The organism is Pedobacter sp. AC402 (assembly GCF_979252805.1).
Window position 1 is genome coordinate 87438 of the sequence record NZ_CEEDAI010000007.1, and the last position, 24883, is coordinate 112320.

At 37.2% G+C, this 24883-nt stretch carries 20 protein-coding genes and 2 pseudogenes; 10 read left to right on the top strand and 12 right to left on the bottom strand.

Going from position 1 to position 24883, the window contains the following annotated elements; all coding sequences use genetic code 11:
• Window positions 1-54: 54 nt before the first annotated feature.
• Both AC0IWE_RS06880 and bioD read left to right on the top strand, forming a co-directional pair.
• On the top strand, window positions 55-1176 hold the full coding sequence (locus AC0IWE_RS06880) for an aminotransferase class I/II-fold pyridoxal phosphate-dependent enzyme (RefSeq protein ID WP_471792492.1): 1122 nt from the start codon (window positions 55-57) through the stop codon (window positions 1174-1176).
• Window positions 1177-1785, top strand: coding sequence for a dethiobiotin synthase (gene bioD, locus AC0IWE_RS06885; RefSeq protein ID WP_055913493.1), 609 nt, complete (start codon window positions 1177-1179; stop codon window positions 1783-1785).
• Between the two features lie 47 nt (window positions 1786-1832).
• Here bioD and AC0IWE_RS06890 read toward each other — a convergent pair whose 3' ends face one another.
• From AC0IWE_RS06890 to AC0IWE_RS06930, 9 genes and pseudogenes are all read right to left on the bottom strand, one after another.
• The gene (locus AC0IWE_RS06890; protein ID WP_471792493.1) at window positions 1833-2240 is read right to left on the bottom strand and encodes a GDSL-type esterase/lipase family protein; all 408 of its coding nucleotides are present in this window, start codon (window positions 2238-2240) and stop codon (window positions 1833-1835) included.
• The gene (locus AC0IWE_RS06895) at window positions 2227-2532 is read right to left on the bottom strand and encodes a hypothetical protein (protein ID WP_471792494.1); all 306 of its coding nucleotides are present in this window, start codon (window positions 2530-2532) and stop codon (window positions 2227-2229) included. The genes AC0IWE_RS06890 and AC0IWE_RS06895 overlap by 14 nt, the downstream gene beginning before the upstream one ends.
• A 29-nt stretch (window positions 2533-2561) precedes the next feature.
• Window positions 2562-3462: pseudogene (locus AC0IWE_RS06900) on the bottom strand (glycerophosphodiester phosphodiesterase family protein).
• Between the two features lie 12 nt (window positions 3463-3474).
• Complete coding sequence (locus AC0IWE_RS06905) at window positions 3475-4884, bottom strand: calcineurin-like phosphoesterase C-terminal domain-containing protein (RefSeq protein WP_471792495.1); 1410 nt, start codon at window positions 4882-4884, stop codon at window positions 3475-3477.
• Between the two features lie 81 nt (window positions 4885-4965).
• Window positions 4966-6504 carry a DUF5689 domain-containing protein gene (locus tag AC0IWE_RS06910; RefSeq protein WP_471792496.1) on the bottom strand — a complete coding sequence of 513 codons (1539 nt, stop codon included), beginning with the start codon at window positions 6502-6504 and terminating at the stop codon, window positions 4966-4968.
• Between the two features lie 12 nt (window positions 6505-6516).
• Entirely contained in the window at window positions 6517-8097 is a 1581-nt protein-coding gene (locus AC0IWE_RS06915) for a SusD/RagB family nutrient-binding outer membrane lipoprotein (protein WP_471792497.1), read from the bottom strand.
• A gap of 7 nt (window positions 8098-8104) precedes the next feature.
• On the bottom strand, window positions 8105-9091 hold the full coding sequence (locus AC0IWE_RS06920) for a hypothetical protein (protein WP_471792498.1): 987 nt from the start codon (window positions 9089-9091) through the stop codon (window positions 8105-8107).
• Window positions 9092-9236: 145 nt separating this feature from the next.
• Window positions 9237-11423 carry a TonB-dependent receptor plug domain-containing protein gene (locus tag AC0IWE_RS06925; protein ID WP_471792499.1) on the bottom strand — a complete coding sequence of 729 codons (2187 nt, stop codon included), beginning with the start codon at window positions 11421-11423 and terminating at the stop codon, window positions 9237-9239.
• 504 nt (window positions 11424-11927) lie between these two features.
• Window positions 11928-13148: a sterol desaturase family protein gene (locus AC0IWE_RS06930; protein WP_471792500.1), complete on the bottom strand. Its 1221-nt coding sequence runs from the start codon at window positions 13146-13148 to the stop codon at window positions 11928-11930.
• A 164-nt stretch (window positions 13149-13312) separates the two neighbouring features.
• Between AC0IWE_RS06930 and AC0IWE_RS06935 the strand changes: the two genes are divergently transcribed.
• The 5 genes and pseudogenes from AC0IWE_RS06935 to pgl all read left to right on the top strand — a co-directional run bounded on the left by AC0IWE_RS06935 (window position 13313) and on the right by pgl (window position 17905).
• Window positions 13313-13579: an ROK family protein gene (locus AC0IWE_RS06935; protein WP_471792501.1), complete on the top strand. Its 267-nt coding sequence runs from the start codon at window positions 13313-13315 to the stop codon at window positions 13577-13579.
• 34 nt (window positions 13580-13613) lie between these two features.
• A complete protein-coding gene (locus AC0IWE_RS06940) occupies window positions 13614-14069 on the top strand; it encodes a hypothetical protein (RefSeq protein ID WP_471792502.1) in 456 nt (151 codons plus the stop codon).
• A gap of 86 nt (window positions 14070-14155) precedes the next feature.
• Window positions 14156-15571, top strand: a complete 1416-nt coding sequence (gndA, locus tag AC0IWE_RS06945) for an NADP-dependent phosphogluconate dehydrogenase (protein WP_471792503.1) — start codon at window positions 14156-14158, stop codon at window positions 15569-15571.
• A gap of 29 nt (window positions 15572-15600) precedes the next feature.
• Window positions 15601-17114, top strand: a pseudogene (gene zwf / locus AC0IWE_RS06950) (glucose-6-phosphate dehydrogenase).
• A 65-nt stretch (window positions 17115-17179) separates the two neighbouring features.
• The gene (gene pgl, locus AC0IWE_RS06955) at window positions 17180-17905 is read left to right on the top strand and encodes a 6-phosphogluconolactonase (RefSeq protein WP_471792504.1); all 726 of its coding nucleotides are present in this window, start codon (window positions 17180-17182) and stop codon (window positions 17903-17905) included.
• Between the two features lie 1471 nt (window positions 17906-19376).
• Here pgl and AC0IWE_RS06960 read toward each other — a convergent pair.
• The 3 genes from AC0IWE_RS06960 to AC0IWE_RS06970 form a co-directional block, all read right to left on the bottom strand.
• The gene (locus AC0IWE_RS06960; protein ID WP_055913462.1) at window positions 19377-20258 is read right to left on the bottom strand and encodes a Ppx/GppA phosphatase family protein; all 882 of its coding nucleotides are present in this window, start codon (window positions 20256-20258) and stop codon (window positions 19377-19379) included.
• Window positions 20258-22318, bottom strand: a complete 2061-nt coding sequence (gene ppk1, locus AC0IWE_RS06965; protein ID WP_055913459.1) for a polyphosphate kinase 1 — start codon at window positions 22316-22318, stop codon at window positions 20258-20260. Before ppk1 ends, AC0IWE_RS06960 begins: the two co-directional genes overlap by 1 nt.
• 100 nt (window positions 22319-22418) lie before the next feature.
• The gene (locus tag AC0IWE_RS06970; protein WP_471792505.1) at window positions 22419-23048 is read right to left on the bottom strand and encodes a hypothetical protein; all 630 of its coding nucleotides are present in this window, start codon (window positions 23046-23048) and stop codon (window positions 22419-22421) included.
• Between the two features lie 76 nt (window positions 23049-23124).
• On the opposite strand from AC0IWE_RS06970, the gene AC0IWE_RS06975 reads away from it, so the two are divergent.
• The 3 genes from AC0IWE_RS06975 (at window position 23125) to AC0IWE_RS06985 (ending at window position 24842) form a co-directional block, all read left to right on the top strand.
• Window positions 23125-23616, top strand: coding sequence for a YajQ family cyclic di-GMP-binding protein (locus AC0IWE_RS06975; RefSeq protein WP_463495110.1), 492 nt, complete (start codon window positions 23125-23127; stop codon window positions 23614-23616).
• A 124-nt stretch (window positions 23617-23740) separates the two neighbouring features.
• On the top strand, window positions 23741-24187 hold the full coding sequence (locus tag AC0IWE_RS06980) for a GNAT family N-acetyltransferase (RefSeq protein WP_471792506.1): 447 nt from the start codon (window positions 23741-23743) through the stop codon (window positions 24185-24187).
• A gap of 58 nt (window positions 24188-24245) precedes the next feature.
• The gene (locus AC0IWE_RS06985) at window positions 24246-24842 is read left to right on the top strand and encodes a DUF4142 domain-containing protein (protein WP_471792507.1); all 597 of its coding nucleotides are present in this window, start codon (window positions 24246-24248) and stop codon (window positions 24840-24842) included.
• Window positions 24843-24883: the final 41 nt, after the last annotated feature.

Sequence of the window (24883 nt, forward strand, 5' to 3'; positions counted from 1 at the left end):
TTATATTTTTGAAAGCGTTCCGATTATTCGGGACGCTTTTTTTACTTTTGACCGATGAGCAAAATAGAGCAATTTCTTAATGGCAAACTTCAGGAGCGAAAAGATAATTTTTCCATCAGAAATTTATCAACGAACTTTCCTCCTGTTGATTTTTGTTCTAATGATTATCTCGGTTTTGCCAGGTCTGTCGAATTAAAAGATTTAATCGATCTAACATTAAGTAAACTACCACATTACCTAAATGGTGCAGGTGGCTCACGCCTTTTAAGCGGAAATACCAAGTTTATAGAAGAAACTGAGCAATTTATTGCCGATTTTCACCAATCTGAAAGCGGATTGATTTTCAATTCGGGATACGATGCAAATGTGGGGCTCCTATCATCTGTTCCACAACGTGGTGATACTATTATTACCGATGAGCTGATCCATGCTAGTATTATAGATGGCTGCAAATTAAGTTATGCCACGCGATACAAATTTCTTCATAACGATATAATTGATCTAGAAAGCAAACTGAAACTTGCCAGGGGAAATATTTTTGTGGTGATAGAAAGTGTTTATTCCATGGATGGTGATTTTGCCCCTTTGATTGAAATATCGAATCTTTGTAAGCTTTACAATGCAAATCTGATTGTGGATGAAGCACACGCCACAGGTATATTCGGTAAAAACGGAAGCGGATTAATTGATCAGCTTAATTTAACCGATCAGGTTTTTGCACGCATTGTAACTTTCGGAAAAGCCATGGGTACACACGGAGCAATTATTTTAGGGAGTAAAAATTTGCGCCATTACCTGATTAATTTCGCAAGATCATTTATTTACACTACCGCAGCACCTGTTCATAACATTGTAGCGATAAAATCTGCCTATCAGTTATTACCGAAAATTGATCATGAGTCGGTTCATCAAAAAATTGCCTTGTTCAGGAAAACCATAAGAGAACTGAATATTAGTACCCTTGACAGCGAAAGTGCTATCCAAGGGGTTTTATTCGAAACCAATGAAGACACAAAAATGGCTGCAACCACATTGCAAAACCAGGGTTTTGATGTAAGGGCAATATTAAGCCCAACTGTGGCAGTAGGAAAAGAAAGATTAAGGATTTGCCTGCACACTTTTAATACCGATGAAGAAATTATTTCGTTGGTTAATCACCTTAAAGCATTAAATTAAATGGCTAAATATTTTATAACAGGAATTGGAACAGGAATTGGAAAAACTTTAATCAGTGCCATTTTAACTGAAAAATTAAAAGCAGATTATTGGAAACCGATCCAATCTGGAGACTTAGAAACAAGCGACAGTCTAACCATCGAAAATTTAATCAGCAACAGCAAAACGGTTATCCATCCAGAAAGTTATAGACTGAACCAGCCTTTATCCCCCCATTTATCAGCAAAATTGGATGGCATTGAAATCGACCTCAACAACATCAACATTCCTGAAACCGATAATAATTTAATTATTGAAGGTGCCGGAGGTTTAATGGTTCCGTTAAATGAACATGAATTGATTGTTGACCTAATTAAAAAACTGAATGTAGAAGTGATATTGGTTTCTCAAAATTATTTAGGCAGCATTAACCATACGCTTTTATCAATTAATCTGCTTAAACAATATCAAATTCCTATTAAAGGCATTATTTTTAATGGCGATGAAAATTTAGAAACAGAAAGATACATATTGCAATATTCGAAAATAAAAAAGCTAGGTGGTGTACCTAGCTTAGAAAATATTGATAAAGAAAAAGTGCAGTTTCTTGGCCAAAACCTTTCTATTTAACTCCTAAGAAGTCAAGTTTTTGAAACTTGACTTCTTTCCAAATCATATTATTTCTCAGTTAAATAACCAGTTTTTTTAAGAAAATCTGCCCAAACCTGGTATCCAGCCGGAATAAGGTGCAAACCATCTTTAGTGAGTTCTGCCCTTAAATGCTTGTCCTGATCGGTGAAATTTGGATACAAATCAATAACGGTAACATTTTTAGCCGCAAATTTTCTGATTTCATCATTTAACCAAAGAATATGTTCGTCTTTACCATAATGATTTTTAAATTTTTCGAAAGCACTGTTCACAGGTAAAAGTGTGTTAAAATAAATGTGTGTTTTTTTCGATCCTTTCCTAATCCGGGCAATGATGGTTTTATAATTTCTTAAAATTACACTATCGGGAATATTCCTCGAAACATCATTTATTCCAATTAAAATAAAAACTTTTGCCGGTTTACCATCTATCACATCTTGCAGAGGTGTCTAAAACGCCAAAAGTAATGTCGCCTGATATTCCCCTGTTTTTTGCTTGCGGAAGATCCAAAAGTTTGGCCCAATCGGTACCGGCTGTAATGCTATTGCCTAAAAAGATGAAATCTTTCTTTGATGCAGGATCAGCTTTAAATTTTGCAACCAGTTCTACATATTTCCCTGGTCGGTAAGTACTGTCCCATTTAACCTCCTGCGCTTGTAATCCTGTTAAATTAAGCAGTAATAATGTACAGGCAGCTAGTAATAGCCTTTTAAAGTGTGCTTTCATATTATATTTAGTTATTAGGGACTAAAATACTATTTTGCCTGCACTAAAATATCCGGATAGTCAGAAATAATACCATCAACATTTAAAGCTTTTAATTTTTGAATATCAGCTAAAGTATTTGCTGTCCAGGGAATAATTTTTACACCATCAGCATGTGCTTTTTTCACCAATTCTTCATTTACCATTTGCCATAACGGGCTTAAAATAAATGGCTTATAACCCAAATCAGCAATATTTTCTTCATATGTTTTTTTATTGGCCACCAAAAAAGATGTTTTCATTTTTGGATACTTTTTCATGGATGATCTGTATTGTTCTTTTATCGAAAGATTGGATTACAACAAAATCAGTTACCTTTTTCTTAATTATTACTTCCATTAAAAGCTTAACAAATTCTTCAGGTTTAGGGTTGGTAATTCCATCACCGCTTTCGCTGCATTTGGTTTCGATATTATAAAAGAACTGCTTCCTTTTATTGGCTTTTATATCCTGCTGAACGGCATCAATTAAATCAGCTAATAATGAAAGATGCGTTTTTTCTTTTTTCTGCTGAGGAAACAAATCATAATACTTTGTGCCGATATCGAATTTCTTAATTTCAGCATAGTCCATTCCAAAAATGGGATATTTCTTCGCATCTGTTGTTGGGATATCTTTACCATCAGGGCTTAGCATAAATGCAGGACTTAAATAATCATCATGGGTAACCACTACTTTACCATCTTTTGAAATATGAGTATCCATTTCAAGTGTGGTAATGCCATCAATTTTCATGGCATTTAACATTGCCAAAATTGTATTTTCGGGCATTAGTCCTCTTCCTCCACGGTGCGCTTCTGCACTAAAAGCAGGGAATTTAACTTCCTGACTAAATGATTTAGCTGCAAATGCAGAAAATAAGATAAAAATTGTTGTTGTTTTAAGTTTCATATTTAGAATGGATTAAGCTTTAATTTCAGCTTCAAATTTTTCTCCGAAGCGATCGGTAGCCACAACTTTAACTTTTTTTACTGATGGTTCGAAATGTGCCATGAATAAATGATCAGTAGACCTGGGCTCTACAAATGGCCGTGGATTTGGTAATTTATCTCCTTTATATAGTTTAACCGCTAACGGATCATACCCATCTGTTTGTGCCAACACACCCATTGCTTTACCATCCAAGTAATATTCTACTTTCCATTCGGGATCATAATTCCAAACATTGGCAATTAATCTCTTCTGATTGGTAAGTGTATCTACATAAATATCAAGCTGTTCTTTACGGTTTCTGCCTGTTGATTTATAATACCATTTTAAATTGGTACCGTCTACTTCATAAACACCATAACCTCGAGGCGTTCCATCCTCACAAATTGGGCCTGTCCACCAGCCACCACAAACAGTTCCGTGATTATGTTCATAAATGCCGTTTTTGATTACATTTTTATTAAAATGTGTATGGCCCGACATAATGTGAACGTTTTTAAAATCTTTTAATACTGCATAAAAATCTTCATTATTTTTAACCGAATTGTGCACCGGAATGTGCAGACAAATGATCAATAATGAATCTTTTGGCACCAACTGAAGATCTTTCGCCAGCCATTCGAGTTGCGTTGGGGTAATGTAACCATCGTAAGTTCTTTCTACACCCAAATAACGAACATCATCTAAAACAACGTAATGGGCTTTCCCCCTATTGAAAGAATAATATGTTGGTCCGTAATGCGCCTGAAAGGTACGATCTGAGGTATCATCTCCCCCTTGTCTGTAATCCTGATCGTGGTTTCCCAATGCCTGGAAAAACGGGATTCCGATATTAGCAATGGCTTCATCGTATGCAGGAAAAAGGTCGAAATTATCCCAAACTAAATCGCCAACACCAATTCCATGGACTGGTGTTTTACCCATACTTTTTACCACTTCTCTTGTATCGGGAACAGAAGTTTCCATCATCTGCTGAACATCTTTTTTGTTCTTCATCTGCGGATCTGCCCAAATGATAAAATTGTGTTTATTATCGTTCTGTTTTAAAGGTTTAAGGTCGAAGTTTAATTTGCCAGCTGTATCTGGTTTATAATAATGACGTGCTATACTGCTTTCTGTTTTAAATTCGTAACCAGATGGTGTACTGATCCAAACAAAACGAGCAAGTTCGTGCAATTGGATTTGATAATTGCCGCTTTTATCAGTTTGTACTACACTATAGCCATCCGAAATTACCACACCAGCTACAGCTTTACCTTTACTGGTTACGGTTCCACTCACTAATCCATCAACAGAAAATAAGGATGACGGAAAAGATTTTAAGCTGATGAAGATTGTTGAGGTTAATAAAGTTGATTTTTGAATAAAGGATCTTCTGTTCATGATTTTTTAAGGATATTAAATCATAGGATTTAAATTCTTCAATATTAAGAAGGCCAGTACTTGCTGGCCCTCTCACTGTTTTTACTTATCTATTAAAGTGGTAACGCCACCTGTTTCGATTGCACTGAGTACAGAAGTATTGGTTAAAGGAACGCTTGTCATAGTTCTAACCGATTCCCAGCCGCCTTTGGTGGCTTTGTAAACGCCTCCTAATTTTGCAAAACTTGTTGCTGTTGGAAAACCAGCAAAACGTTTAGAAACATCATTGGTTCCTTTTCCGTAATACTCCTGAGGAACTTTTCCTGCATAGGTGGCAAATTTATCGGTAATGGTAATCCTCAATCCATACTCTGGCGGACCGGCAGTATAAAAACTTCCTTTATCGCCTCCATAAAAGATAACATCTAAAGGTGTTGAAGCTGGAGTTACATTTGTACCTTCAAATAATGCGATACCGGCAACATTACCGCTATTGGCCAACAGGTTACCTGTTTTATCGCCAATACCATTAGCACCTGCTAACACGCTATAATCTAAACTGGCTATCCATTTTGAAGCAGGTATAACTGTTGAGGCTGAGCCATTAATACGTTGACCTGCGCCTCCAACATAGAAAAACTCACCTTTTTTTACGGTTCCGGAAATGAGGTTAAACTTGTAGGTTCTTACGCCGCCTGTATTCCATCCTAACGTAGGGAAAGAAGCTGCACCGGCATTATTACTCGTATACACTGAGAATGGAGTTACTGCAAAATCAATATCCCTTGTAGCTAAAAACTGAATATATTCATAATTACCATCCGTACCATTTGGATCTACATCGAAGCCCGAAATAATTGCTGGTGATAGTTTAGGCATAGGAACGTAAAAGAAGTCATCAACAGTTCGCATCCGGTATTCGATCTTCTTCGAAGTTCCTGTTCCTGTAACGTAAACAATGCCTGTAAAATTTCCTGAAGGTCTTGGTACAATTGCATTGGCGAAAGTTGCATTGGTACTGGTACGCAATGTTGCCAGGCCGAAACCGTCGTTTAATATTTTATCTCCAGAATATACCACATCGCTTGCAGGTTCCGGATCATAAACCGCATTGTTAATTGCAACCAGCGTACTTTCATAACGATCTGGATTGGCTAAAATAGCACTCGTATTTGCTGCCTGTAATTTAATTGTTCTTCCTGATGCCACTTTGGTTATCGCCGAACCCGTTAAACCAGTGATTTGTAAAATGCCATCAACCCTTTTTAATACTCCTCCATCCAATTTAATGTGCAGTGAATCTCCTGGAATAAAATTTGCCGCCGCAGTTCCAAGATTGAATGAAATCCCTCTAAGCGAATCTGCAGTACCGTTAATGCGGCTGTTTTGCAAAGCAATTAATCCTGTTACCGAATTGCCCGATCTAAAATCAGAAACCACCACACCTCTTATGCTTGTGGCACCACCTATAGCATCTGGATTAAGTGAAAGATCCGAGCCTTTATAGTATCTCCTTAAATCAAAGTTAGAAATGAAACCACTTTCAGAAAATTTATATTTATAGTCATCATCTCTTTTACAACTTGCGTAAACAACTACAAGAATTGCAAGCAAGAAAAAATATTTTAATTTATTTTTCATCGTCAATAATATTTAAGGTTTTTGCCACCACATTAAAGTGTTTACATCATCCGGACCTTGAGCGGCCAAAACGTTTTTATAGTTGGTAGGGTTGGTTGATTGTGCAAGTATAGGATAGTATAAACGAACCGGCATTTTGCCACCATTTAATAAACTTGATCCTTTCGGAAGCAACGGATGGCCTGTTCTTCTATATTCGAACCATTGCTGAAAATCAACCAAAAAAAGTGCATAATATTTTTGTAAGTGAATTTGTTCGAGTTTGCTGTTTGCACCTGTTGTTTTACTATCCAATGGCAATGCATTATTCCAGCTAAAATCACCTTTTAAAGCATAATTTCTTACAGCTGCATCATTACTGTTTGCATATAAAGTTGGCAACCAATAATTAATTCCATCGGCTACACCTTTATAATAATAATTTTCACCCGTTCCATTAATCCAACCTTTGGCAGCTGCTTCAGCTAAAATAAAATCAACTTCAGCCACGTTCATTATCACACCTGTTGATGCATCTGTTTGTAAACTTGTGGGGTTACCCGACTGTGCATCTGAATAAAAGTAAGCTTGTTTTGCCGGTGCCCCGCTACCTATTGGATAAGCACTCTGTACACCAATATATCCTGCCGGACCAGCAGCTATGCTCCACCTGTTTACCCCATTTTTTCCAAGATTTGGATCTATCCTTGGATCGTTCCAACTGGTAAGGTTATTCATAAAAAAATCAACAATGGCCGAACCCCTGAAATCCGCTGGCCTAACGTTTACCATAAATGGAGACGAATAAACCGCAGTACTGCTATTTGTACCATTCCAAAGAATTTTAGCGGTATGTGTATTGTCAGTCATTATTGGATACTTGGCAGGGTTGGTATCAACAATTTCTTTAATTTTTGCAATGGCCTGAGCACTTGCTTCTGCCTTGCCAGAAATACGTAACAGCAGCCTTAAGTACAGCGAATTTCCAAATCTGCGCCATTTACTAATATCTCCGTTAAATACCGGATCACTGCTTGCTTCAATTTTCTGCCCCGCTGTTAGCAATGTATTGGCTTCTTCCAGTTTGCTTGACAGTGAAGCATAAATATCTTTTTGCTTATCGAATGCTGGCTCCAGCACTCCATCTCTACCTTGATTTGCCTGGGTGTAAGGTACATCTCCGTAAGTATCGGTTAGCAATTGCATTGTCCATGCTTCTGCAATTCTCGAAATTCCCTGATAGGAAGTATTAATCGCACCTGGTTTACTGGCAATTGTATTGATATCTTTAATGTTAGTCAATTCAGAATACCATGAATTCCACATTGCGTCAGATAATTGTCTTCTGATATCATAGCGGTAGATCCTACCTTCCAGTACCTCATCCAATGTAGAAACCGTAACCTGCATCAGTTCATTGTTAATGGTTCTGTTGCGGATTAAGTTTGCACTCAACACATTGGTTAACGTAGGTGCCAGCAATTTATCTGCGGTAACTTCTGGCACACCTATTGGATCGGTATTAATTTTATCGAAATCTTTCTTGCAGGAGAAAAATGAAGTCCCCATCACCAGTAAGAAAGCATAACCTGTAATATTTTTAATCTTTTTCATTTTCTTATTAGTTTATACCCACTACTAAACGTGCACCAAAAGTTCTGGTTGATGGCAGTTGTCCTACCTCAAAACCTTGTACAATATCGTTGCCCGACAGTGTACCAAACTCCGGATCGAAGGCAGGCCATGGCGACCAGGTGTACAGGTTACGGCCATACACGCCTATGGTTATCCTGCTCAGGCCTAAGCTAGAAACCAATCTTTTTGAGAATGTATAATTAATATTAGCCTCTCTGAATTTTAAATAATCTGTTCTAAATGTACTTCCTTCTGCATTGGTTGAGCCGTACATGGCTTCATAAAATGCACCCACATCAGTTGCAACTGTGGTATTAGGACTATAAGTAACACCATCAGGATTTAACATTACACCATCCCCGATTAAACCGCCGTACCTTCCCGGTAAGGTTAATTTCAATTTACCAAGGCCGGCCATTCTTGCAAAGGTTAAAGAATGGGCAAAAGCACCAAGTTGTGCATCAAATAAAACATTGGCAGCAAAGCCTTTATAAGTTACACCAGTACCAAAGCTAAATCTGAATTTAGGCATAGTATTACCCAGGTATTTTAACTGGGTTTGATCTGGAATGGCTTTACCCGTATTGTCGAATATTACTTGTCCATCAGGTGAACGCTTTAGGCCAAAACCATAAATATCGCCTAAACTACCTCCTACATTGGCTACGATTTGAGTACCTCCAATTGGGCCGGTACGCAATATCACTGAGCTATCTGCAAGTTCTTTAATGGTGTTTCTGTTTGCTGAAAAAGTTCCGTTAACCGTCCATTTAAATGATCTGGTTTGCAATGGTATTGCGTTTAATGACATTTCCAAACCTTTGTTATCTACTCGTCCTGCATTGAATACGGCAATAGAATAACCAGTTGCACGATCAATTGAGCGACTTAATATCTGATTTTTTGTATTTCCGGTATAAGCGGCAAAATCAAAATTCAATCTGTTTTTAAACAATTTTAATTCCGCACCCACTTCAATTGTTGTGGTAGATAATGGCTTTAAGTTATTGTTTGGGAGTACACTTGGGGTTTGTCATTGCACCGCCAGGATAAATTCCGTTTGCGGCAAGGGTATAGTTATATGCAGTTCGGTATGGTGTTGTACCTCCACTACCCACCTAGGCAATTGATCCGCGAAGTTTAAAATAGCTAATTTGTGAAGGCATTTGCCAAAAATCGGAAGCAATGAAAGATAAACTTGCAGATGGATAGAAGAAACCCACATTATCGGTACGTAACGGAGATGCCAAAGTACTGTTCCAATCCTGTCTGCCTGTTAAATCCAAAAACAAATAATTTTTTAGTGAAAGCGACATTGTACCGTACAAACTGTTAATGTTAAAACGGGCAGTATCCGGAACAGAAATCAGTGGATTTTGATTGTTTTCTAACCTGTAATCTCCCGGAACAACCAATCCATCAGCACGCAATTCTGATTTGTTGTATCGATTTCTCAATTGGCTACCACCTACTGAAGCAGAAAGTTTTAAATCCTTAGATAAATCTTTATTGTATCTTAATAAAAAGTCGGCATTTACTTCATAAGAATTTATATCCTGAACACGAAAGAATCCCTGAGCAAATTTCGCTCCTGCAGCATCCCACGGACGCTTAGTTTCGCGGATATCATGATTATAATCAATAGAAGAACGCACAAGTAAACTTAAATCATTGGTAAACTTGTAAGTCGCCTGGATATTACCCAAAATACCATTTCTTCTCTGTCCGTTTAAATATTGTTCAGAAATTGCATAAGGACCTTCTGGAAAGCTGGATGTTAAATCAACAAATTTCCGACCTTCCTGTCCGGCTACCCAATAGTTCTTAAACCAATCCAAATTCATGTTTGGATGCGCAAACATAAACCAATACATTAACGATTGATTACCATAACCGGTTGCTGGTAAATTATCACTATGCCTATTATTGTAGTTGGCTTTAAAAACAATGTTTAGTTTTTTGGTTATGTTACTATTTCCAGATAGCGCAAGGGAAGTACGCTCTAAATTTGTATTGGGAACAATCCAATCATTGTTGCCATGGTTTGCAGTAAAACGTAACCCTACTTTTCCAGCGTTTCCATCTAATGTTACAGAATTGGTAGTTTCGACACCTGTTTTGAAAAACGCATCCAAAGCATTTGGATAAGCCACCCAAGGTGTACGGGTGGTGCCACCTTTTTGTGTAGTTGGATCATATTGAAAAAAAATGCTCGTGCCATCAAACCTCGGTCCGTAGGTAGAACTAGTTGCATGGGTATCGGCACCATCGGCATTGGTTCCAAAACTGTAATAGCTTGCACCACTTACGCCTGCTCCATACTCTTGCTGAATATCCGGACCTCTGTTAATTTGCTCAAATGCTGTATTGGAAGTAAACGTAATGTTAAACTTTTTTTTGCTGCTGCCAGCAGATTTAGTGGTAATTACAATGGCTCCATTTGCTCCACGCTGGCCATATAGTGCAGATGCAGCAGGTCCTTTTAATACGGTTACATTCTCAATATCGTCTGGACTTAAATCATTTAGCGCGCTTCCAAAATCTGTAGGCAGAATATCTCCTGATGTACCATAAACGCCTCCACCTGTTCCGGCTGTACGTTTAGCACTGCTACTGGCAACTACACCATCAATTACAATGAGCGCTTCGTTATCGCCGGTTAAATTATTTTCTCCCCGAAGGATAATTTTATTGGATGCAGCCAAACCGCTGTTACGAACCAGGTTTAAGCCTGCAACTTTACCCGATAAAGCATCAGTCCAGTTGGTAGAAACCGCATTGGTAAATGCAGAACTATCTAAAACTGCAACTGAGTAACCCAGTGCCCGTTCAGAACGTTTAATACCAAGGGCCGTAACCACAACATCATTTAAAGCACTTGTAGAAGATTGTAACCTTACCACAGCATCATTATCGTTGTTATTAAAAACTTTAGCTAAAGTTTTATAACCCACCATATTGTACAAAATGGTTGTTCCCTTCGCAACACTGATTGAGTAATTTCCTTTCTCATTTGTTACTGCCAAAAACTTCTTATTGTTATCGGTGATGGTAGTACCAATTAACACCTGTCCATCCGCATCATCTAACACAGTACCTTTAATAACAATTTTTTGGGTTGGCGTTTGTGCAAAACCTTGGTTTATGCAAACCAATTGTAATACCAATGCAAACACTAAAATACTAAAGCGTTTTAGCCTACCTTTAAAAAAAGGGGTAATTGTTTTAAAGCTATCGGGATTGCTTTTCTTTACATGCAGAACGCACTGATACCACGAAATCTGTTGAGTAAAATTTTTAATCATAATTATTTATATATCCGGTTAGTAATAGGGTTCATAATTTCGATTTATTTCGACCGGATTTGCGGGCAAAGTAAGTCTGTTTATGTTAAAACTATGTTAAGTAAATATTAATGTATTAAAAGCCTCACTAAAATGTTGCGTTTAGTTTAATTTTACTTATTATAAGTTTCGTTATATAAAATTATAAAAACAAATCGAAACAAAAAACAATAAAACACACGAACAGCAAACATTCAATAACTGAATGATTAAAAAGACAGAATTAAAGATGATTGAAGAAAATCCGGAAAAGATATTTTGAAAAGGATTAAATAGAAATCAGCCAAATAAGAGTGTTTAAAGCAATAAATTTGATCTCAATCCATCAATATAAGTTAAGCTAACCACCACGCGTAATAATTTCATTACACATTAAATAAATAAGCATCAATATACTGCAACAAAACGAAACAGCATCTTGTAACAATAATGTATAAATTAAAATCGAAAGCTAAAGAAATAACACTAACGGGCTTCTACATACTCAAAAACATGTTTCATGTAAAGTTTACGTAAAGAGAATGTCCGCTCAAGTGTAATTAAAATAATAACGGGGAATATTAAAAAACCAAGTAGATTATAAGTGTAAAAAAAGAAGCCAAATATTAAGATCAGCCTGAAACATTCCAGGTAGTAAATCCATTTGCGCTGCTCTAACAGTGCGCCTATATTTATAAGCGTAACCAAAATAAATATAAGGATCGCGACCTTGTTTACTGGTGTTAAAAAGCCATAAAATAAAGTTGCTGTAGTAAGCATGGCCACCACAATAAACAGCTGGATATTTAAGTAAATTTTAAATTTAGGTTTGGCCACTTCCTGCTTTTTGTTCTGATAATAGCGCGCTTCTAAAATTGGCCGGATATTCTGATTCATCAAAGCCGGACTACCAAAAACGGCATCCCATTTTGTTTTAAAACCATTCGCACGCTTGTAAGCCTCTGCAATTTCCAGGTAATAATGAAAATGCTGCCATAAAAAACTATAACTTTTAATGGGATGTGTTAAACCATATTTCGGAGCTTCTTCTTCCTTTTGAAAAGTACCAAAAAGCTTATCCCAAAACACAAAAACATCTCCATAATTCTTATCCAGGTATTTCTCATCAGAAGCATGATGAACGCCATGTAAGGAAGGTGTAATCAGTATGTTTTCCAACCAGCCCAGCTTCCCAATCAATTGGGTATGGGTAAAAAAAGAATAGGCTCCATGTGCCAATAGTATGGCAATAATCATATTCGGATGAAAGCCGATCAATGGAAGAATACACCAGAATACATTCCGAAAAATAGCCTGGATAGTAGTGATTCTTGCTGCTGCCGATAAATTAAATTCCTCACTTTGGTGATGCACAATATGTGCTGCCCATAAAAAGTTAATTTCATGCCCCAACCTGTGGTACCAATACCAAACCAAATCTGTAGCCAACAATAGCAATATCCATATGTACCATTTGGTGCTGATATCAAAAATGGCATAATTGGTGTAAACCCAGTTATAAATCTGATAAAAACTGGCTGCAATAAATAAATTCAACAACCTTTCGGCAATCCCTACACTAAAATTTGCTACCGTACTTTCATATTTAAATACCTCTGCCCTTTTTTGATGCCGGGCTATTTTAAACTCTATAAATACAAAAATAAAAAACGCCGGAATAGCGAATGCAAGGTAATTTACCGTCATAACAACTTTGGTCTATTTTAAGTTTAACGGAACAAACTTAAATATATTCTATTAAATACATAGATTTTATAGAATATATTATTACACATAAATTACTTCGATAGTGATTTAATGTTTGTCGTTTTAATTTATTTGTAGAACTTCGAAATTATAAATACACTACTATGGCTGAAAAGAAAAAAGCTGAAAACAATATATTATCCATCGATATTGGCGGCACAAGCATTAAAACGGTTCTTTTGGATGAAAGCGGAAACATGCTTACCGAATATATAAAAAGTAAAACTCCGCCCGAAGCTACACCTAAAGACATTGTTTCTGGTATTGTTGAACTAATTGCCCCCTTTCCGAACACCTACAACCGTGTTTCAATCGGATTTCCTGGCTATGTAAAAAACGGAATAGTTAAAACCGCTTCCAAATCTCGCTAAAAATAAATGGGCTGATGTAGACCTTGCCCAACGCGTGGCCAACGAACTGGGCAAATCGGTACGACTGGTAAATGATGCCGATCAGCAAGGTTTGGGCGTTGTAGAAGGTAAAGGTTTTGAAATTGTGTTTACCGTGGGTACCGGTTTTGGTACTGCATTGTTGTTTGATGGAGAATTGTTGCCACATTTAGAACTGGCACACTTACCAATTGACAAGGATGAAGATTACGATGATTATATAGGCAATAAAGCTTTCGAAAAAATCGGCTCGGAACGTTGGAATAAAAGGCTTAAAAAAGTAATCGAAATCTACAAAACAGTTTTTAATTACGATACCTTATATATAGGTGGCGGTAATTCTAAACAGATAGATTTTAAACTGGAAAGCAATATTAGAATTGTAACCAATAGAGATGGAATTAAAGGTGGTGCCAAGCTTTGGAAACTGGCCGATAAGTACAACATCTTCACTGTTGAGCCTGAAAAATAATTGATCTTTATTACAATCTTTTAACAACAATATCTGCAATATTAATTTGTAAACCCTAATTTTGGGTGCAACCTAAAAAATAAAAAATGGCAAGTAACGATTCAAAAAAATATAAATTGGGAATGATCGGTTTAGGCACAATGGGCCGAAACTTATTGTTAAACATGGCTGATAAAGGCTTCTCTGTAACAGGTTACGATAAAGACAGAAAAATGATCTCGAAACTTGAAGAAGAAGGCAAAACGCACAATCTGGAAGGATTTGATGATATTGAAACTTTTATTGCAAGCTTGCAAACGCCACGTACACTGATTTTACTGGTGCCTGCCGGACCAATTGTTGATAGTGTTATTGCAGAGTTAAAACCATTGTTAAGCAAAGGCGATATTATCATTGATAGCGGTAACTCTCATTTTACCGATACCAACCGCCGCGTTGATGAACTGGAGAAAGATGGTTTGCATTTCTTCGGCATGGGTATTTCTGGAGGTGAAGAAGGCGCACGTTTTGGTCCGAGTATGATGCCAGGTGGCGATAAACAAGCTTACAATGTAGTAAAAGATGTTTTTGATGCGGTAGCTGCAAAAGTCGGAACCGATCCTTGCGTAACCTACATTGGCCCGGGTGCTTCCGGTCACTTTGTTAAAATGGTACATAACGGAATTGAATATGCCATTATGGAACTCATTGCCGAAGTTTACGGAATCCTGAAAAATGGTTTAGGCTATTCCAACGATGGTATATACAAAGTATTTAAAAAATGGAACGAAGGTAGGTTGCAATCTTTCTTATTAGAAATTACTGCTGAAATTTTTGTTTTTAAAGATGCAGAAACTCAAAATGATCTTTTAGATCAGATTAAAGATGAAGCCCGCTCAAAAGGTACCGGAAAATGGACGTCAGAGGTTTCAATGGAACTTCAATTGCCAATTCCAACCATTAACGAGGCTGTTTCAAACCGCGATTTATCCAAGTTTAAACAATTAAGGGTTTCTTTAGAAGAGGCTTTTGGCAAAAAAGATACCCAGATAGCAGTTACCATTGAAGAACTTGAAGATGCGTTTTACTTTGCTATGATCAGTGCCTATGCACAGGGTATGCATTTATTGGTTCAGGCTTCAAAGGAATATAAATACGATTTACAGCTACAGGAAATTGCAAAAATCTGGCGTGGTGGCTGTATCATCAGGGCCAAATTTTTAGAAGATATTTATCAGGCTTACGAGAAAAATAATTCATTAGAACATTTATTCGGTGATGCTGGTATTCAAAACATCATTAAAGGAACATTAAGCGGCACACGCAAAACAATCGGTGCCTGTATCAGTTCTGGCTTAGGTATTCCTGCATTTGCATCAACCCTAACCTATTTCGATACCATTACCACAGGCCGCATGCCTTCTAATTTAATCCAGGCACAAAGAGATTTCTTTGGCGCACATACTTTTGAGCGTATTGATAAAGATGGTGTTTTCCATGCTGACTGGAATAAATTATCATAACCTATTAGATTCACGAACAACAACATAAAATGAAAAGCAAAACTGCATTAAACCCTACCATTTTTGTAATATTTGGTGGAACAGGTGATTTAAACAAAAGAAAATTAGCACCTGCCCTATATAATTTGTTTATAGAGGGTTACATGCCAAATAAGTTTGCCATTATTGGTACAGGTAGAACCGAATTTACCGACGATAGCTATAAAGCTGCCTTAGAAGATGCCGTAAACCAATTTTCACGCAGTGGAAAAGTAAAAAAAGATAAGTGGGACGATTTTGCAAAAACAATGCATTACTGCCCAACTGATTTTGCACAGCCAAAAACCTTCGAAAATTTAAAAGCAGCTGTAGAAAAATATCAAAAAGAGTATGGTGCAGGTACACAGGTAATTTTCTACCTCGCAGTTGCCCCTAACTTCTTCCCTATTATTGCAGAATGCTTGCAAAAATACAAACTTACCCAGGATGAAGATAACAGCCGTATTGTTATCGAAAAGCCTTTCGGCCATGATTTAGAATCGGCAAAAGAGCTAAATGCTTTATTGGCTACCATTTTTACTGAAAAACAGATTTACCGTATCGATCACTATTTAGGTAAAGAAACCGTTCAAAACATGATGGCTTTCCGTTTTGCCAATGCCTTGTTCGAGCCTTTATGGAACAGGTCGTATATCGATCACGTTCAAATTTCGGTAACAGAACAATTAGGCGTAGGCGATCGTGGTGGCTATTACGAGGGTTCTGGTGCGTTGAGAGATATGATTCAGAATCACCTGTTGCAATTACTCTGTTTAATCGGAATGGAAGTTCCATTAACTTCGATGCCGACGAAATCAGAAACCGTAAAGTAGAGGTTTTAAAAGCAATGCGTCCTTTTTCTGCAGAAGATATCCGTTTCCATACCGTTAGGGGCCAATATAGTAAAGGCTGGGTAGAAGGCAAAGAAGTTCCGGGCTACCGCCAGGAAAAAGGTGTAGATCCTCACTCCAACACCGAAACTTTTGCAGCAGTTAAATTTCATATCGATAACTGGAGATGGCAGGGCATTCCTTTCTATTTGAGAACAGGAAAACGCTTAAACCAAACTTCATCATTAATTACCATTCAGTTTAGAGATGTACCACATCAGATTTTCTCATCAGGTGTAACCGAAAACTGGCAGCAAAACAGATTGGTAATCAGTATTCAGCCAGAAATGAGTATCCGTATGCAGGTACAGGCCAAAAGACCAGGTTTGGATATGGTGTTAAATCCTGTTGATATGGTTTTCGATTACAAAGGAACTTACGAAGGTGATACACCTGAAGCTTACGAAACCTTATTACTGGATGCGATGATGGGCGATCAAACGTTATTTATGCGTGGCGATCAGGTAGAAGCGGCCTGGGAGTTGGTAATGCCAATTTTAAATACCTGGGAAAGCAAAAAATCAATCAACTTCCCTAATTATCCTGCCGATAGCTGGGGACCGGAAGAAGCAGAAGCACTTATTGCAAGAGATGGTTTCCATTGGTTTAACCTGCCTTTGAAGAATAAAGAATAAATAAGTTGATGGTTCATGGCCGGATAGTCTCTAGCCATGAACCATCAACTATTAACCACTACAACATGAATCTACTCATATATAAAACATTAGAAGAACTTAATCAGGATCTGGCGGATTATGTAATTAAAATTGCAGAAATGTCTATCGAAGAAAACGACCGCTTTAATTTCGTTTTAACAGGCGGTAGTTCTCCTAAAGCACTCTATCATTTACTTGCTACCGAAGGTCAACATAGAATTGATTGGGAAAAAGTTTATTTCTTCTTTGGAGATGAACGCAATGTTCCGGCAGATGATGATAATTATAATGGTTTAATGGCAAAAAAAGCCATTTTAGATCCATTAGGAATCAAAGAAGACCATATTTTTTATGTAAATACAACTTTAGCTCCAGAAAAAGCAGCGATTGAATATAAAAAAGCGATTGACAAGCATTTCAACGGAGAAGACATTGTTTTCGATTTGATTCTTTTAGGCATGGGCGATGATGCACACACCGCTTCTATCTTCCCTCATACCACATTGGTAAAAGATGAAGAAGTAAATGTCGCTTCTGTATATGTAGAAAAATTGGATACTTACCGGATCAGTTTTACTGCACCTTTAATTAATAAAGCTGATAATGTGGCATTTTTAGTTTTTGGCGAAAACAAAGCTGAAGCATTGAAACATGTAATCGGCGATGAACACAAAGATGTAGATACCTACCCTTCTCAGTTAATTAACCCAATCGATGGTAAATTGACCTGGTTTGTAGATGATAAGGCCGTGTCGCTTTTAGAATCTTAAATAAGCTTAAAAATCTTTCCTGTTTTGTGCTGTCGGATGTTTCTGAAACTTAGTAAGAGTAAAATTTACTAGTAGATAGATACATCTAACAGCACTCACTATTTCGAATGAGGCGCAGTGGCATTTGAATTTATTTCAGGGCCTAAAATCCATGAATGTATTTCGTTGCAAAAAGATCCTGAAACAAGTTCAGGAGGACGATTTATCTATATATACGTCACCCTATAACACACGCGTCACCCTGAATTTATTTCAGGGCCTGTAATCCATTAATTATTCTAAGCAAAAAGATCCTGAAACAAGTTCAGGAAGACGATTTACCTATATATACGTCACCCTAAAACACGCGCGTAACCCTGAATTTATTTCAGGGCCTATAATCTATGAATTATACTAAGCCGTAAAGATCCTGAATAAGTTCAGGAAGACGATTTACCTATATATACGTCACCCTAAAACACGCGCGTCACCCTGAATTTATTTCAGGGCCTATAATCCATGAATTATTTCAAGCCATAAGGATCCTGAAACAAGTTCAGGAGGACGATTTACCTATATATGCGTTACCCTGAAAAATATGCATCACCATAAAATACATGCGTCACCCTGAATTTATTTCAGGGTCTGTAATCCATAAATGTATTTCGTTGCAAAAAGATCCTGAAACAAGTTCAGGAAGACGATTTACCTATATATGCGTTACCCTGAAAAATATGCATCACCATAAAATACACGCGTCACCCTGAATTTATTTCAGGGCCTATATCCATAAATGTATTTCGTGGCAAAAAGATCCTGAAACAAGTTCAGGAAGACGATTTACCTAATACACTCATCACCCTGAATTTATTTCAGGGCCTATATCCATAAATGTATTTCGTGGCAAAAAGATCCTGAAACAAGTTCAGGAAGACGATTTACCTAATACACTCATCACCCTGAATTTATTTCAGGGCCTATTATCTTTAAATTTATTTCGTTGCAAAAAGATCCTGAAACAAGTTCAGGAAGACGATTTACCTATCACACGCGTCACCCTGAATTTATTTCAGGGGCCTAAAATCCATGAATGTATTTCGTTGCAAAAAGATCCTGAAACAAGTTCAGGAAGACGATTTACCTAATACGTGCGTTAACCTAAAAAAATATGCGTCACCGTCAAAAGTATGTGTCACCCTAAAAAATAGGCGTCACCCTGAATTTATTTCAAGGCCTAAAATCTAAGAATTATACTAAGCCATAAAAGATCCTGAAACAAGTTCAGGAGGACGATTTACCTAATACACTCGTCACCCTAAAAAAATATGCGTCACCCTATAATACACGCGTCACCCTGAATTTATTTCAGGGCCTATAGTCCATAAATTATTTCAAGCCATAAAGATCCTGAAACAAGTTCAGGAAGACGATTTATATAATAAAACTTGTCATTCCTCCGTTTCGTTTGAATTGACAATCCAATAACTACAATCTAATCCAGCTTCTCTTCAATCAGCAATTTAATAATCCCATCGGCCATCCCCACTTTAGGCACATAAATTTGCTTAATGCCTGTCCACTTCATTAAAGTTAAATAAATTTCGCAGGCAGGAATAATCACATCTGCACGGTCAGGATTTAGTCCTAATGTGTTAATCCTTTCTTTTAATGAATAACTGGTCAATTTGTTATACATCGAATTTAATTTCTGCAAGGATAAAGGCGCGTTTTCCTTTTCGTCAGACATCCTGAATAGCTTGTTAATGTTACCTCCAGTACCAATGCCCGCAAGGTGCTTATAAGCCTTTGTGTGCTCTTTCACCCATTCTCTCATCTCATCCCAGGTTTCTTCTTTGTCTTGGTTATCAAGCATCCTGATTGTACCAATGTTAAATGAGCGTGAAGCCTCAGGTGTTCCTTTTACAAAAACCGATAACTCTGTACTGCCACCACCAACATCGATATACAAATAGGTTTTATTTTCGTCCAATTCCTCTTCAATATGATTGGCATATATAATATTTGCTTCGCGCTGCCCTTCTATAATCTCTAAAGTAACGTCTGTTTGTTCTTTAATCAGCTTAACAATATCCTGACCATTACTTGCCTCCCGCATGGCAGATGTTGCACAGGCCAGATATTCTGAAACATGATAAACATCCATCAGATTTTTAAATGCAGTCATCGTTTTCACCAGATCTGCAGATTTCTTATCCGAAATGTACTGATCCAAAAATGCATCATCACCCAATCTTAAAGGCACACGGATTAAAGTATTTTTCTTGTATTTATATTTTCCGTCCTGTTTACTGATATCGGCAATGAGTAACCTCACGGCATTCGAACCGATATCTATAGCTGCGTATCTTAACATTATGATTGATGCTTGGTTTTTAAATAGTTATAAATGTCTACTTGCGCCCTTATTTTTTTGCTTAACCTGTTTTTATGGTATTTGTTGTTATTTAAGGCGTTTATCTGCCGCGATTTTGTATTGTCCTGCAATTGCAGATCGATAATATCCTGAATTTCCTGTTTCACATCATGATCTAAAACCGGAAAACCCACTTCTACACGGTGTTCAAAATTTCGGCTCATTAAATCGGCAGACGATAAATACATATCGTTTTTTCCATTATTGCCAAAAATATACACACGGGCATGCTCTAAAAACTTATCGATAATACTGATGGCTGTAATGTTTTCGCTAAATCCTTTCACACCAGGCACTAAACAACAAATACCACGGATAATAAGTTGAATTTTAACCCCCGCATTGCTGGCATCATACAGTTTTGCAATAATGCCCTCATCAGCTAAACTATTCACTTTTAACATGATGTAAGCCAACTTTCCTTGTTTGGCATTTCTTATTTCGCGGTTGATAAAATTAACCAGTTTCGAACGGCTTTCTAAAGGCGAAACAATCAGGTGTTTAAAACCTTTGGTTACTGTTCTTTTGCTCAGGGCATCAAAAAGCTTCACCAAATCGTTTGTAATTTCTTTTTTAGCGGTAAAAATACTGTGATCGCAATATAAACCTGCTGTTTTCTCATTAAAATTACCTGTGGCCAAATTGGCATAATAAACAGGTTTTTCTTTTTCCATCCGTTTTACCAAACAGATTTTAGAATGCACTTTATAATCAGTTAAACCATAATTTACTTTCACCCCTTCTTCCATCAAACGGGTAGTCCAAAAAATATTCGCCTGCTCATCAAAACGTGCTTTTAACTCTAGTAAAACCGAAACAGCTTTGCCATTTTTAGCGGCATTAATCAGTGCGTTAATCACCTTAGAATTTTCGGCGAGGCGGTACAAAGTAATCTGTATTTCGGTTACCTTAGGGTCGAGGGCCGCTTCGCGCAGAAACAGAATAATATAATCGTAAGATTGGTAGGGCAAATTAACCAGGTAATCCCGTTGGGCCACCTTATTGAACATGCTTTGTGTGCGGTGCAGATCGTGTACCTTAAGCGGCACGTTTGGCGCATATTCCAGCTCCTTTTTACCCACATTTGGGAAAGCAATGAAATCGCCGAATTTGTGGTAACGGTTGCCTGGAATTAAACTTTCGGCTTCGAGTTTAAGTTTATTTACCAAAACAGTAAGCATATTCAAAGGCATAGCAGAATCGTAAAGCAAACGCATGGGTTTCCCCTTTTTTCGCTTTTCCAAACTGCTTTTTAAATCTTCAATAAATTTATCATTGATATTTTTATCAATATCCAGTTCAGCATCACGTGTTAACTGAATCGAATAAGCCTCTAAATTATCGTAGGTAAAAACATAAAAAATATCATCTAAACAATACCTGATAATGTCTTCAGCAAGGATGATAAATTTCAGGTCGTTGGTTTCTGGCAGCACCAAAAACCTTGGCAAATTCGGTGGAATTTCAATTAAAGCATACTTTTCTCTAATTTTTGTATCTTTTTTCGAAAGTTTAACAAAGAAATAAAGGTACCGGTCTTTAAGTTCTGGAAAAGGCTTCTCCATATCCAGCATAATCGGTACTACGTTGGATAAAATCTTATCTCTAAAGTGGTTTTTAACAAACTCCCCCCGGCTTACATTGAGTTGCGTATCATTTAGAATAAAAATTCTGTTTTGCGCAAGTTCATTGATCAAAGTGGCTTGAAAAAGCTGGTCGAATTTTCTTTCCTGCTTTACCACAATGTTTTTGATCTCATTAAGAATTTTCTTGGGATTAAAGCCCAAAAGTGCTTTTGCTTTATCGTTTAAATTCGTTAACCTGGTCATTGTAGCCACACGAACCCGATAAAACTCTTCTAAGTTGGAAGAAAATATTGATAGAAACTTAATCCTTTCGATGAGCGGCACGGTTTCATCGGCTGCTTCCTGCAATACGCGATCGTTAAAGTAAAGCCAACTTATCTCTCGGTTAAAAAATGGGATCTTCTTATTGCTCATTTAAAAAAATAAAAAATCCCTGCCATAACAGGGATGTTCAAAACTGCACATTAATTTGTTAAATCGATGTTAATTCATCCACGCTTTAATGTTAACAAATCTATTTTTTAACTGGTGTTTTCACTTCTTTCTTAACCGCTGGCGCAGCTTTAGCTACTGTTTTTTTAACAACCGAACTTGCTTTTTCTGGTGTAGCCACAGGTGCCACAGCTTTTTTAACTGTTGCTGCTGCTTTTGCGGGGGCTTTAGCTGCTGTAGTTACTGCTTTTTTAGCTACAGATGGCGATGCTGCTACGGCTTCCTCTACTGCTGTAACTGGCTTTGCCAATACTTTTTCTGCCTTTTCTTCTGTTTCTATGGCAGCTACCTTAATACTCTGTACCACAGGTTTGGCTTTTGCAACAGCCTTTTTTACCACTTTTGCTGCAGATTTCTCTGCCTTTGTTGTTGCCTTAACAGCTGGTTTTTTAGCCTCTTTTGCCTTTTCTTTCGAGGCATGCAATAAATCATCAATTTTCTGACCAACATCGGCCTTAACGATGGTGAATTTTTTAGTTAATTTTTTGGCCACACGCTTACTTGCTTTCCCAACCTCTGTGCTAATTTCAGATACATCATGACCTAAGCTTTTAATCACATCCAGAAACTTATCTGTAATAGATTGCTCCAATTGTTTCTTAACTTCTTTTTTGGTGATTTTTTTTTGAGACTTCGGCTTAGTGGTTTTCATATTATTTTTCGTTTTTTTGTGAGGTTGGATTAATTTCTATTAAATCTACTTATTTTTTTACTTTAAAACTAAAACCATGCCTTCTTTTGATATAGTAAGTAAAGTTGACGCGCAAACATTAGACAACGCGATTAACAATGCAAAAAAGGAAATTTTAAACCGATTCGACTTCAACGGCTCAAAAAGCACCATCGATCTGGATAAAAAAACAAACGTTGTTACCATCGTAACCGAAGATGATATGCGTTTAAAAGCCATCGAAGGTTCTATTATTTCGCGAATGATGAAACAGAATTTAGATCCAAAAAGTCTCGATTTTGGTGATGAGCACCAGGCTTCTGGCAACATGATAAGAAAAGAAATCAGCATTAAAGAGGGCTTGGATAAAGAAGCCGCAAAAAAAGTTGTGGCTAAAATTAAAGCCAGCGGATTAAAAGTGCAGCCATCAATTATGGATGATCAGGTTCGTGTTACAGCAAAGAAAATTGATGATTTGCAAGCTGTAATCAATCTTTGCAGAAATGAAGATTTTGGTCAACCCCTGCAGTTTATAAATATGCGTAACTAATAAGGTTAATTGCGTAAACTGGTAAATCGGTTACTTATCCATGCGATAAGCCTATCATATGATTCACCAGTAAACTGATTTACGATAATCAACTTTTACAATTAAACGGTTAACCAGCATCAAAATGGAAATCAGCGAAAATGGATTCATATTTTCAGATAATAAAGCGCATTTGGATATTGAAGCCATACACCAATATTTGAGTGAAGAATCTTATTGGGCAGAAGGCATCCCGCTTGCAACGGTAAAACGTTCCATAGAAAATTCATTGTGTTTTGGTATTTACAAGGGTCCTGAGCAGGTTGGTTTTGCAAGGTGGATAACCGATAAGGCTACTTTTGGCTGGCTTTGCGATGTGTATATCAAAGAAACTTACCGCGGTTTGGGTTTATCAAAAAAAATGATGTCATTTATGATCTTCCACCCAGATTTGCAGGGTTTAAGACGTTATCAACTGGCTACTTTGGATGCGCATGGCCTATATGAACAGTTTGGTTTTTCACAGATCCAAAATCCTGAAAGACAAATGGCTATTGCCAATCCAAACATCTATAAACAAGCGCAGGATTAACGGTAAAAACCTTTTTTAACTTCTCTTGTTTTCAATACACATCAAAATAAAAGAAAACATGAAAAAGATATTTCTATTGTCTACAGCCTTTGCCTTGGCCATTTCTTTCCAGGCTTGCCAAACTGCGGATAAAAAATCAGCAACTACAAAAGACAGTGTTTCGGGCGATACCACCATGGTAAACGGAAACCATGTTGCAGGTGCAGAAACCACAGAAACTGGGGTTGACGAAGCTGGAGCAACCTTTTTAAGAAAAGCAGCCGTTGGCGGTATTATGGAAGTTGAAGCAGCAAAGATTGCTCAAAAAAATGCCAAAAGTGCCGAAGTGAAAGATTTTGCAGCTAAAATGCTGGCCGATCATACCAAAGCAAATACCGAGTTGAAAGCTTTGGCTGTAAATAAAAAGATCATTACTCCTGATGCACTTCCGGCCGAAGATCAGATGCACATCGATGCAATGAAAAAAATGACTGGAGCAGCCTTTGATAAACATTATATGGATATGATGGTTACCGACCATGATAAAACCGTTGCACTTTTTAAACAGGGAACTGAAAACCGCGATCAGGCAGTAAAAACCTGGGCAACCAATACCTTAACTGTGATACAATCGCACGATGAAATGGCAAAAAAAATTGTGGCCAATTTGAAGTAGATCGTATTATTTATATAGATGAAAATCCTGAAAAACGTTTC